The sequence below is a fragment of the Limosilactobacillus rudii genome, from assembly GCF_014145455.1.
Classification (GTDB): domain Bacteria; phylum Bacillota; class Bacilli; order Lactobacillales; family Lactobacillaceae; genus Limosilactobacillus; species Limosilactobacillus rudii.
Genome location: NZ_JACIVB010000049.1, coordinates 22,541 through 34,720, shown reverse-complemented (window position 1 = coordinate 34,720; position 12,180 = coordinate 22,541). Strand labels below are relative to the sequence as shown.

General features: G+C 39.3%; 9 protein-coding genes. All 9 read right to left on the bottom strand.

Annotated elements, in window-relative coordinates; genetic code table 11:
• Nucleotides 1-17: 17 nt before the first annotated feature.
• Genes H5S39_RS04305 through H5S39_RS04265 form a run of 9 tightly spaced genes read right to left on the bottom strand, consistent with a single transcriptional unit; the run spans nt 18 to nt 12,176 of the window.
• Nucleotides 18-1,247 (bottom strand): hypothetical protein, encoded by a 1,230-nt coding sequence (locus tag H5S39_RS04305; RefSeq protein ID WP_182595791.1) that lies wholly within the window; start codon nt 1,245-1,247, stop codon nt 18-20.
• Between the two features lie 38 nt (nt 1,248-1,285).
• Entirely contained in the window at nt 1,286-1,837 is a 552-nt protein-coding gene (locus tag H5S39_RS04300; protein ID WP_182595792.1) for a hypothetical protein, read from the bottom strand.
• A 41-nt stretch (nt 1,838-1,878) separates the two neighbouring features.
• Entirely contained in the window at nt 1,879-2,982 is a 1,104-nt protein-coding gene (locus H5S39_RS04295; RefSeq protein ID WP_182595793.1) for a BppU family phage baseplate upper protein, read from the bottom strand.
• Between the two features lie 4 nt (nt 2,983-2,986).
• Complete coding sequence (locus tag H5S39_RS11695) at nt 2,987-4,165, bottom strand: SGNH/GDSL hydrolase family protein (protein ID WP_182595794.1); 1,179 nt, start codon at nt 4,163-4,165, stop codon at nt 2,987-2,989.
• A gap of 11 nt (nt 4,166-4,176) precedes the next feature.
• Nucleotides 4,177-4,440, bottom strand: a complete 264-nt coding sequence (locus tag H5S39_RS04285; RefSeq protein ID WP_182595795.1) for a hypothetical protein — start codon at nt 4,438-4,440, stop codon at nt 4,177-4,179.
• Between the two features lie 42 nt (nt 4,441-4,482).
• Nucleotides 4,483-4,722 (bottom strand): hypothetical protein, encoded by a 240-nt coding sequence (locus H5S39_RS04280; RefSeq protein ID WP_220477050.1) that lies wholly within the window; start codon nt 4,720-4,722, stop codon nt 4,483-4,485.
• A 2-nt stretch (nt 4,723-4,724) separates the two neighbouring features.
• Nucleotides 4,725-9,548: a tail fiber domain-containing protein gene (locus tag H5S39_RS11570; RefSeq protein ID WP_233446416.1), complete on the bottom strand. Its 4,824-nt coding sequence runs from the start codon at nt 9,546-9,548 to the stop codon at nt 4,725-4,727.
• On the bottom strand, nt 9,493-11,346 hold the full coding sequence (locus H5S39_RS04270) for a phage tail protein (RefSeq protein ID WP_182595796.1): 1,854 nt from the start codon (nt 11,344-11,346) through the stop codon (nt 9,493-9,495). Before H5S39_RS04270 ends, H5S39_RS11570 begins: the two co-directional genes overlap by 56 nt.
• Entirely contained in the window at nt 11,343-12,176 is an 834-nt protein-coding gene (locus H5S39_RS04265; RefSeq protein WP_182595797.1) for a phage tail domain-containing protein, read from the bottom strand. The genes H5S39_RS04270 and H5S39_RS04265 overlap by 4 nt, the downstream gene beginning before the upstream one ends.
• Nucleotides 12,177-12,180 lie beyond the last annotated feature (4 nt).

The following is a 12,180-nucleotide window of genomic DNA, read 5'->3' as shown; positions in this document are numbered from 1 at the left end:
TCACCTCCCTAGACTAATTAGTTAGTTGTGTCAGAGCCAGGTGTGGCGCCCGTTTCAGTTGAAGAACTAGCTGGCGTATTATCCGAGGCATCAGATGATGAATTTGATGCTGGTGTGTTATCTGGTGAAGTAGTTGAAGAACTGGCAGGATTTGAAGCAGGATCAGCAGGACTTGACGGCGTATCTGATTTAGCCGGTTGGTCACCATTATCTGATTTTGCAGGCGTATCACTCTTAGCCGGTTCATCTGGTTTAGGAGTATCAGATTTAGCTTCTTGTAGTGCTTTAACTTCTGCCTGTAAAGCCGTAATTTGTGCTTTGAGTTCAGCTAGATTTGAAGAATTCTGTAACGTATTGACTTGGTCTTTTAAGTTATCAAGTTCTTCTGAATCACTCTTGGTAGACTCCTGCAAAGTCTTTAATTCAGTTGAATTGTCGCTTGCTGTTTGGCGCAGACTATTAAACTGCTCAACAGAAACAAACTTAGATGTATCAGCATCTTTTCCCGCTTGTCCCTCTGCAATAACTCCTGTATCAGTATTGCCAATCATCCAGTGCTTGGACTTAGGGTCAATTGATGGAGTTAATCCATCATTACCATTAAGACCCGGCCCACCTGGAGTCCCTGGAAGTCCTGGGTCACCCTGCTTACCTTGCTGTCCTTGCGGAATTTGCAGATTCAAAGTGTAAGTATTCGGGTCACTTTGTAACGGGACTAAAGTTGCGGACGGCTGAGCATCTGGCGACAACTTAGTAACTGCTCCCATAACAATCTTCGGTGTCTTACCTGGGTCACCCTTAGCACCTTTCTTGATGGCCTTTACCTGTTGCATTAGGTCCGCATAGATAGCTTCAAGCGTCTTAGAGGGTACATTTGTAATATCTGAGACCTTCATTGTATTTTGTTCAATGCTAAAGAACGCAAAGCCCTTAGATGGATAAATAGCATTCTTTTCCGTTGAATTATCCATTACCCACAGCTCAACAGAATACGTGCCAGGTGTCAGAGTTTTAACATCTTCGGTCTTTAACAGAACCTTATTATTTTCAACATAACCGGCTGCACTGGCTACATAATCTTTAGGATTATCTGGCGTTGAAGCAGCAGAATCAGCGATTTTAAAAGTTAGTGTTTTATTGATAAAGTCTGGTGTTTGACCATCATTTTGAGTAGTAAAGGTCATTACCGCGTCAGTATCGCCAAACTTCCAATCTTTCCAATTATCATCAATTATTAGTGTACGCATAGCTTCTCCTTTCTAATTTTGTGCAAAATAAAAACGCCCTATTGGACGTTTTCATTCTTTATTCTTTCCCATTGAATGGAAAAATATTCTCGTGATAAGTCAATAAGATCATTGATCTCTTTTACAGGTAGAGATCTATTTGATTCCAGCTTTTCGATAACTTTTTCAATTTGATTATTAATATCAATTACTAAATAATCGTGGTCATCATACAAATGCATTCGTATTTGAGCTTGCAGTGCATATAATTCACTCGAAGTCTGATTTGAGTTTTTAATTACTGTCTTTGCATCATCGGTTATATTATCAAAAATTTGATCATTACTATTTGATTTTATGGCTTCATCGAAACGTCCTACTAAGCTATCAGCTGTATTGTAGACTTGATAAGTCTGAAAACATGTTTTGACAAATTTGCTAATAAGCTCACGAGTTTCATTGTTCCACTCTAACGTAACTTCATTTGTTTTCTCTAGATTTAACATTTTTGTAGTCTCCCTTTGAGTTTGATTGCTCCACTTTGCTACCAAAACATTAACTAACGCTGCAATTACTCCAGCTATAAGCCCGGTTCCTATAACGTCCCACATAATCAATCCACCCTTTAATTGTTGAATTAATTATATCAGTTTTATCGCCAAGAACAGAACCAACCAATCTGGATATATTCCGAATCAGGTTTAGTTGCGTCATAACTATTTGATTGGTGGTGCATCCAGATATGGCCACTGTCTCCAGTATTATATTCAAACATCAAGACGTTATTTTCGTTCTGCGGTGTTAAGCGAGGGAAGGCATAAATACCGCCGTTCATTGCCGCTTGGTCAACATTGATTACTTCCCGACTTTCATAAGGCTTCATTGCTGGAAAGTCAAACGTCCCTTCAAGCTTACAGTAACCAACATACTTATTGAACTTGATTAGCGTACATCTCACATCGTTATGCGCACGACATCCATTGACTCCCCATGCTTTGTATTCGTACTGCTTACCGGATTCATTATCTGCCAAGCTAGCCTTAGCTGCATTAATTGCGTTGTTCGCATAATCATAGGCCGGTTGAAGCGCATTACCACTTAGCTTATCAATCTGTGTTGTTCCGTGAAAGGTGTTCTGACCAGTGAAGACATTATTACCACCCTTAGTCGCAACCTGATTAGCTTGAATGGAAGATAGAACCGCATTCAAGGATTCACGGGCAATCTTAGCAGCGCTATTAGTACCGTCTAACATTCCATATAGTTCTTTGGTAAAGTTCGCAACCTTTTGCTCAATTCGGGCCATGTTGTTTTCAACATTGCCGTCAAAGATTTGTGAATCGCCTTGTGTCATATAGCCCACGCCTTGAATGACGCTAAACATTACATTAATTGTAGAAATGACTTGGTCGTTATTATCCTTAATACGGAAGTAAGCTCGGTCATAATCACCAACTCGCTGATAGAAAGCTCCAGGAATTGTAAAGTCTAGCTTTCCTAATGACGGGCTAATTATGTTCATGGTGTTACCGCTAATCTTTGTTTTACCAGCGCTATCAACGCCGACAAGGTCAAGACTACGATTCTGCATATTAAATGGTCGTCCTTGTTGACCGATCATTACAAATTTAACCACTCGGCCATTATCGCCTTGGTGACCATTCATTTCATCGATTCGGATTACTTTATCAGAAGACATCGTCACATCAAGGACTACTCGCCCGTTACGGTAAGCCTCATCAATTGTTTCTGCCATTCTCTCACTCTCCTTTTAGTACTTGGTTAAGATACTGAATTAATTTATTTAAGACCTCTTCAATTGCTTGCCAGTTATCATTGATTGCTTGCTGATAATTGGTATCAGTAGTTAATCGGTCTGGCCTTTGTAAAGTTAACAGCGGTGTACTCTCACCCGTTTGTGGATTAACAATCCAGTTCTGATTACACAATTGGATTACTTCATTAACTGCTGTTTCCAGATTAAAGAAGCTCATCAACACATAGTTGCGTAATGGACGGCTAAGACTATTACCGGGTGCAGTCAGTGTCGCTTTAACCTGCTTCTTATCCGTTCCCATAATTTGTTCAAGATTACTATAAAGCTCATTAATCTTGTTGAGCGTCCGGTCAACCCCGTTACTCATATTAGTTCCAATTCCGAATAAATCGGTTAAGCGGTCGATTTTAAGCTCATCAATTGTTTTAACAACCGGCTTATCTGGTTCAACTGGTTTATCTGGGTGATCGTCAGGTGGTATTGGATTGACTATCGGTGTATCTGGGTTACTTGGCTTATCTGGTTGACTAGGATTATCTGGCTTAGGTGGAATGTTACCAGCCGTAGATTTAATATAGTCAGCTAAACGCTGAGCCATTTTCATCTGTGTATCAAAATTCGGGTGTAAGCAACCGTCACCAAGTAACGACTTGTAATTGCTTGGCGTAACCAGCGGGTCTTCTCGCCAATCGTAATAGTGATACTGATGGTCAATAGCCCAGTCCTTGAACACGTCCATAACTTGATTTTGCGTAATCCCGAGTTGGTTAGGACTATCAAGGCTAGTCGCATTATTAATGAATGATTCAATCATCAAATCAACTAATACATAAGCGTGACTACCTGATACTTGATACATAGAGCTGAACATTGACAACCCAGCTTTTAAGGCGTCTAAACTTTCACGGTTAAGGCCCCAATCATTGGCTCCATAGCCCAATAGAATATAGTCATAGTCAGCCAGATTAACAGTTGGTAACAACGACACAAGCGACTTATCACCATCATTAACAGAGGTAGCACTAACCGCTTGATTATTAACTTCAACGCCTAATATTTGACCAATCTTAACTGGAATTGGCGGGTCGGCTCGTGGGTGTGCAGCATCGAAGCCGGTTACACCCCACATAATCGAATCACCAAAGCATAACAGCTTAGCCATTAAATCACTTCCTATTGGTTATTAGCTTGTGTGGTTGCTGTGTCTTTAACTGCAACATAATCAGCTAACTTCTTCCGGGCAATTTCAACAACGTCATTCATCGTGACATTGGTATAATTCTTACCCTCGCCGAGTTCGTTTTCGTGAACACGAATTTGGTTATTTAGATACTCACCATCAGATGGATTACCAGCAAGAGTTACTTGAAAGTTTAAGAATTTGCCAGTTGAAGTATCAAAATTGTAAGTGAATTGATTTGCTTGTAATTCAGCCATAATAATTACCTCCTAAATATCTGTACTAAAAAGGCCCACAGCTTACTTATTAGCTTGTGGGTCTTGCTTTGTTTCTGGCTTATCAGTTTGTGATTGACTATCTGTTTTCTTGTCGTCTTCCTTTGGCAACTTAGCTTTTAGTTCTTCAATTTGTTTCTTTAATTGGTCATTTTCATTTGTTAATTCAATTGCCTGTGCCTTAAAGCTAGCTCGGTCAATCTCGGCATTTGAAAGTCGTGCTGCTAGTTCTCGTGCAGTTTGTACTAATTCTTCATTATTCATAATTAAATTTTCTCCTTTACTTTATCTAATTGTTTCTTCAATTCTTGAACGGCTCCCATTAGGTAGCCAATTACATCTGCATCAGAACGTCCTGAACGCTGTTCGTTTATGAATTCGTCCGGTGTATAGTATTTTGCCACATCATGGATATCATCAATGATTGGTCCAGCATGGCGCTTAGTCATACCTTGCGCCACCTCTGCCTTATATTGGTAAGTAGTCAAATCAGTTTGAATAATCTTATCCAACGCATTCTTGGTATCAAGCGGTTCAATTCTCGTCTTACTTGAAAGAGTTGATTTAGTTGTCCAACCCATTGCTTCAACATAACCGTTATAAGAAGCCCAGCCAAAGACTCGAAGGTGAACTCCAGTTGCATTACCAGTGTCATTAGGATTACCGATATTAACCTCGCCATTATGCATATAGATTTGTTGGTTCCCACCTTCAATAAAGGTATGATCGTTTCCATGAACCGTAGCATAGTCACTACCACGTAATTCTGCCTTATCAGGTCCCAAGAATATATTTGAATTTCCAGCATAAACATCGAAGCGAGAACTGGTTCCAATACCGACGCCATGCGTTGGCTGCGTTGTGCTTGAACTATCATACAAATAAGCTCGGTAGCCTTGACTATTGCTTGGCCCAATTGTCCAACCAGTTGTCTTGCCTTCGCTGTCAACTGCGTTCATTAATGCATAATTCTTGCTTGCCCAAAAGCCTGAATATTGTTGATTAAGAGGATGACCAGAACCCGGCCCATATACCTGAGATTTAGAAGCTAGTCGCACAGTATCATCGTGCATGGTTAAGATAGAACCAAGATTGTTTGATGAGTGGATTTCAAAACCACCCTGATACTGCAGATTAATCGTGCTTTTAAGCTTATCTTGGTCATATTGAGCAACACTAGCACCGATAGTAGCTCGTGAGCCATTACCATAGAATGTCAACTTATCAGCATCGAGTTCTGAAATTGCGGCACTTGGGATAAAGGCACGTCCTGAAAAGACAACCGATGATGCATCAAGGTACAGCTTATTCGACTGAATTAATGTATTTCCAGCAGTTAAGTTAATTTGCGATAACAACTCGCCTTTACCAACACGGTCATTAATCGCATTAGCTAACTGAGTTCTAACAGAAGATAAATCGCCTTGATTAACCTTTGACTGCATCAAGCCTGATAGCTGTGTGTACTTGGAATTTGTATCATTCTTGTAGTTAGTAACGTTAGACTGCAAGCCGTCGATAGAGGCTTGAACGCTCTGAACTTGAGTTACTGTAGCGTTATCACTAGGAGCAGGAGAATAGCCTTTATCAATCGTACCGCGAGCAATCTTAAAATTAACAAAATCAACCCAATCGCATTGACCTAGATTCCAAATATTAAAATAAAAACTTTCACTATTTAATTTATCTAAATTACCATTAGTGTGTCTAACAACACTAACATGCGTAATTTGATTAGCGTTAAAGTGCTGATTGAAACCACCATTAGTGAAATATCCATGCAGGCTATCCCCACCCGCGATGTTCAAAGTTCCACTTGCATTGATAGTTTGAGAAGTTCGCACATCAAAACTAATTACATAGTCAGTATTAGGTTCAAAATTATTAAGGTTAAGTGCATACTTTGCTACCCACCAAGTTGTAGTTTTACGGGTATTGTTAAATCGAACTCCTCGTACTCCATTAATATTAATTTCAGTTAAGTTAGTTGCACCAGTACCAGGGTCACACATCCAATTTGCAGTCCCTTGATTAGTCCTTTCAGCAAGATTAATACTTGATGATGAATTAAACTTAGTTTCGAGGTTAGTTATCGACTCGCTCAATTGTCCCGCTTTTTGACTAATCAAGTTCTGCACGGTTGAACTTGTTGCATATCCACGCGCATCAATTAAGCCGTTAACTCGTGTCTCATCAACCTTTGACTTGACCTCTCCAGCCATAATATTAAGCCGAGCGTTTAATTGTTCAGCGGTGCCTTTAATGTTATTGACGTCTGTTTGATTAGCTTTAAGACTAATAAGCTTACTGTTTTCATCAATGGCGGTTGAGTTCTTCTTGATTGAGGCAATAGTATCTTCGGGAGCGTGGGTATAGTCTGTATCGATATTTCCTTCTTCAAGCTTTAATTTTTTAATAAAAGCCATACCAGAAATCACATCATTGTTATTTTCATTGTTTCCGCCATCTGGATGAGCAAGATACACAGTTACAGATGGGTGAAAAATTTTTCCACTCGGGGTGGTGAACGTAATTTTATTATATTGATCCGTTAAAGAACTGTTAACATTTAAGCTGACTGACCACGACCAATCCTCAGAATACGCATCAATAAATACATTTTGATGATGATTAAGTGAATCTTGGTCAACTCGGGCCCATCCGGATAATGTATAGGTTTTATTAGGTTGTAAGCCACCTGAAATTTGATAATCGGCAAATGCATAAGCCTTACCTGATACTTCGTTTTCACTAGTTCCAATCAATAGATTCCGTCCGCCAACCTTTAACCCATTAACCTTATCCTTCAACGTCTGATATTCAGTTGACGATACTTTCTGATTAATCTGGTCAGCTAATATCTTTCGCTGAGCCTGCTCTTGTTGAAGTTGACCAGTTAGATTGTTAACCGTTGTTTGGTCAGCTTTGACCTCTAACATCTTCTTCGTAGCATTAATATCCAGCGAGTTAGTGGTAATTTTGTCTGCAATATCACTAGCGTTTGGTGCCCAATTACCAATTATGTTCCCTACTACGGCAAACGGTAAGACCGCATAAACATTCCCTTTATTGCCTTGACAGCCCCATAGATAAAAGCTGTGATTTCTAGTATCACGTTTCCCAGTAAACTTATAAACTTGCCAATCAGTAGTCAAAGCTTGGTCGGTAATACCGCCTCCGCCCCACAGCTCAGTGTGAAGTTTATCTCCAGCGTTATCAGCTCTGGCATATACCGTCCAAGTGACAGGCTGGTTATCATATGGTCCATCTAATTGGGCATTTAGTGAGTCACCACCAGAACCAGTATTCTTTAGAACGGCAATTGCTCCATTGAGGTACTTATCTGTTGAGATGCTAATTGATGGTCCCTTGTACCAGCTTGAGAACGTATCAGAATCATGTAGTAGATTACTTGTTCCTACTTTTAGTCCATTCAATCGACTAGCTAACTCACTACCGGACTTCTCAACGCCTGCTAAACGGGTGCTAAATCCCGAAGCATTCGCTTTAATCTGTTGAATATCATTACCTTGTGTCGTTAAACGAGCATTGAGTCCATTAGCAGTTACTCTAATGTTATTGATGTCATTCTGAGCATTGCCAAGCAACAGTTGCAAGCTATCTGCTTTTTGCGAAACTTTATCAATGTTGTTCTTGTTATCAGCTAGTTCACTAGTATGTTCAGTAGCCGTCTGTTCAACCTTGCTTAGTCGACCGTCATGGTCTTTGAACTCACTGTCTAATGAAGTTGCTGTTTTCTGCAACGATGAAATATTACCCTTAGCGTCGCGCATGTCGTCTTGTAGAGACTTGCTGTCCGCTTGCAGAGTGTGAATGTTTTTATCGTGGTCAGCAATCGTCAGCTTAATACCTTTGACATCCTTTTGCAGACTTACAACGTCACCTTTAAGGTTGCTGATTTGTTCAGTCGTCCCCTTAGCCGTTGTCTGTAACTGCTCAATGTTTCCTTGTGCGTCTTTCAACGTCTTAGTAACACTGTCAGCTGTCTGTTTGACCTGCGACAGATTTCCTTGCAAATCGGATAAAGTCGTTGCCTGTTCGCTGGAGGTTTGTTCAATCGTACTTAGTCGTCCTTGCGCATCACTAATTGAATTGCTCAACTTCGTTGCCGTTAATAGCAATTTGTCTACATTCTTCTTGTTATCAGATAAGATACCTGATAGCTTATCCGCTTGAACTTGCATAGTTGCAACATTATTCTGCGTATCTTTGAGGCTTGCCGTTAAGCCGGTAACTGCATCAGTAACCTTAGTCACATTGCCTTTAACATCCGCAATAGCAGTAGAAAAACCATCCTGAGTATTCAGAATGGTTTTAATTGTCTTACCCTGTTCTTGCGCCTGTTTAGTATAGACATCTAACTGGGTAGCAACTGTTGAATTAGCATTCAAGGCTTGTTGCACGTTAGTACGGTTAGCCGCTATTTCAGACTCAATCTGAGCAACATTACTATTGATTTGTGCTTGCGTATTAGCCACTGCCGACTGGGCTTGATTAAGCTGGTCGTTAACGGTTGCCAAGTGCTTTTGAGCGTCTGCAATTTCAGACTTCAACTGATTAACTGATGATTCATTAGCACTCTTAGCCGTATTGACCTCATTCTGAACATCAACAACGGATTGCCTAATCTGTGCGGCATCACTAGAAGCATTAGCCATTGCTTGTTGTACATCACTCAATGCACTATTAGCAGTAGCCTTAGCTTCAGCAATAGCACTATCCATCGCAACTTGTGCATCGCTATTAACTTTACTTGCAGCAATAGCAGACTCGGCAAACTTAACAGCACTATCGGCTTGCTTCCTTATTTCAGGTAAGTCAGCCGTAGCAGCTTTTATTTCATCAGCAACTTTGTGACCGGCTCCGTTGTTCCAGATCGACTCTATATCACCTTTATCATAAAGTCGCCCAAACATTGTATCTGTTACATGAAAAGTGGCACCGTTATCGTAAGAGTAACCACGCCCTAAAATACCTGTTTTAGTATCTCGCCCAATCTCTCCAACAATAACTTTAACTGTTCTCTTCTTGTTGATTTTGCTTGTTTTGCTGTTCGACGTATTGCTCAATTCGGTTTGCCTCCTCTCTTGTAATAGTAAGAATGTTTGTTGATTGATCTGGATAACTTGGTGATTGTTTAATTGAATTAATAGCTTCAATTAAACTCCTATTGCGTGCATTCTGATAATCTAGAATATTTTGAGTATTTGTGTTTAATGTTACGGATGTTGGATTACTTGCACTAAAGGGATACCAATTAAAACCTACAACAGCTTCATTTGTAGAAATTTGTTGATCTCTTACCATAATGTGAATCATATCGCCAGCTATTGGTTTAAAACTTGTATAAGTAGTTACTTCAACGGATAATGCTGGATTAGGTTGAATTTTTGTCTTTGCATATTCGATCATTGCATTTTTATCACTAAAGCGACCATCTTCAATTGGCTCTGCCGGAAATTCACCGTACTTTTTTATTGACTCTTCATCACGATACATGAAAGGAGCAAAATAATAATACTCAATGGAAGAAGAGGTACTGCTGCTTTGATTATCGCTTCCTCCTGCTGACCCGCCACTACCAACGATACTTGACATTTGATCATTGCGAGCGACCCAGCTTGGATAAAACCAACTAGCTGGTTCCTCTTTACATACTTCACCGGGTTGCGGTTCAAAAATAATAGTATTAGCATCTAAAAACAAACAAATATGATAAGAATTCCCATGAGCTCCATAGAAACCAACATCCCCGGTCTGAGGAGAACTAACTTCATGAAAATATGGTTCCATTGCTACGGTTTGAGCTGGAATATGAATACCAAAGTCTTGATATACCTGAGATACATAAGAAGAACAATCCATTCCATTTCGTGGATTGCCCCCTCGTGCTCCACCTGCTCCCCCGTATACATAAGGAATTCCTAGATATGACCGCGCATCGTCAATAACACCCTGAGCATTTTTAGTAATGCTCGTAGCTTGATCATCGCTGCCCGTATCCGTGTCAACTTCTGTTTCAATCGAATACTTTCCACCTATGCACATAACTTCATTTGTTAAGCTAGTAGAATCAAAAGTCCACTTGAATTCAGTAGTGTTATACAAGTAATCTAACCTATTTCCATAATCTTTATTAAATTGATCTTGGGAATAAACTCTAATTACTTTATTGTCAGGATAAATAACTGCATTAGGCCAATGCTCAGTAATTTTACTAAGCATATCAGTCCCACTACCATCAGATAACTGTTCAATCCGTGACGATGGAAAATTACCAATAACTTGATATGAAAAGCCTAGTGTATTGCCATCCAACCAATATTTCAAAACATCTTCGATCTTATAAGATATTTGATTTTCATCAGAGTCTTCTTTTGTCTCGTCTGTCTTAGTTACTGTAGTTGTTGTAGTGGTATCACCATTTTTTGACTGCGATGAAGTTTTTTGCGCATTAGGATCAGTATCATCACTACTATCATCGTTATCTATTTGAGTTCCACCATTAACCCTCACATCTGTTTGCTTATCATTATCTTGAGGATCAACATAAGTTTTGTATTTACGAATACGTCCAATTTCAAAATAAACATGAGTAGCAACTATATCTAACGAGTTCTGCCCAGAATTTGCATCTGGTTCAGCTTGCTTAATAATATATTCTTGCCCATCAAAAAAGACGGAAGCTTGACTATCCAACATTGAATAGCCTAAAGAACCATCTTGATAAGCCGTAAACTGTAAGCTCCAAGTAGAATTAATTTCCCATGTAATATAGAAACTATCTGGATCGACACAATTAAGAGGCTCAACTTCGGTGCGTCCTTGTCCTCTTACTGTGATTTTTTGGGTAAGTCCAGGTCTCATAGATAAATAAAAGGAAAACTGAAAGTAATATCTACACTGTTTGCACCGGTAACAGCAATATCATTCCAGCCAGTATTTAGGATTAGATTACCGTAGTCAGTATTAGCACTAGCGGGTTGACCATTAAGAGTCGTATTAATTCCATTAAGAATTATGTTTTCTGATCCATTTGATGGTTTTTTATATTCCCATTCACTACTATTAGTAGAATTGATAATTTTCATTGAATTACCATTAAAATGACAAACAACTTGTAAATCATGCTTTTGACCATAAGGATCAATAGCAATATCGCTTGGATTAAATACTTGGAAGTTATTTGTAGTGAAATGATAATTAGGCGCATGGTCTAATCCTAATTCACCAAATTGATTAATGCCAGATTCAAAATTATATAAAGAATTACTACGGTATAGAGAGTAGCGATATCCAGATGGATTATCAAAGTTCATTGTAAACAAAGCATCATGAGCATAATCTTGACTGGGTTTAATCTCAGGTAAATTCGGGTAAACAAAACGGACTATGGAAGATTCCACGTCCGTTCGCATTCGTATTAATTTGCGTTGGCCAAACAATCGATAGAATTGGTGTTTAGCTAGCTTGAAATCCTGCCAATCAGTAAATCGTAGGAAAAAGTTAGCAGCTATTTGATATCTTGAAAAAGTAGAGTATTGAAGTTTACTTCCGTCTACCCCCGCTACATCAAGAAAAGAATTATTAATTACTGGAGTTGAATTATCTCCTAAGTAACGTAATCCTTGAACCTTATCAGCAATATTGAATTCCGGTTGGTCACCAATTTTTAAATATAGTTGTGGATTCTGCATAGAC

Excerpts from the sequence above, each read along its gene's own strand:
- H5S39_RS04265 (WP_182595797.1), bottom strand. The coding sequence starts at position 12,176 with ATGCAGAATCCACAACTATATTTAAAAATTGGTGACCAACCGGAATTC.
- H5S39_RS04280 (WP_220477050.1), bottom strand. The coding sequence starts at position 4,722 with ATGAATAATGAAGAATTAGTACAAACTGCACGAGAACTAGCAGCACGA.
- H5S39_RS04270 (WP_182595796.1), bottom strand. The coding sequence starts at position 11,346 with ATGAGACCTGGACTTACCCAAAAAATCACAGTAAGAGGACAAGGACGC.
- H5S39_RS04305 (WP_182595791.1), bottom strand. The coding sequence starts at position 1,247 with ATGCGTACACTAATAATTGATGATAATTGGAAAGATTGGAAGTTTGGC.
- H5S39_RS04295 (WP_182595793.1), bottom strand. The coding sequence starts at position 2,982 with ATGGCAGAAACAATTGATGAGGCTTACCGTAACGGGCGAGTAGTCCTT.
- H5S39_RS11695 (WP_182595794.1), bottom strand. The coding sequence starts at position 4,165 with ATGGCTAAGCTGTTATGCTTTGGTGATTCGATTATGTGGGGTGTAACC.
- H5S39_RS04285 (WP_182595795.1), bottom strand. The coding sequence starts at position 4,440 with ATGGCTGAATTACAAGCAAATCAATTCACTTACAATTTTGATACTTCA.
- H5S39_RS04300 (WP_182595792.1), bottom strand. The coding sequence starts at position 1,837 with ATGTGGGACGTTATAGGAACCGGGCTTATAGCTGGAGTAATTGCAGCG.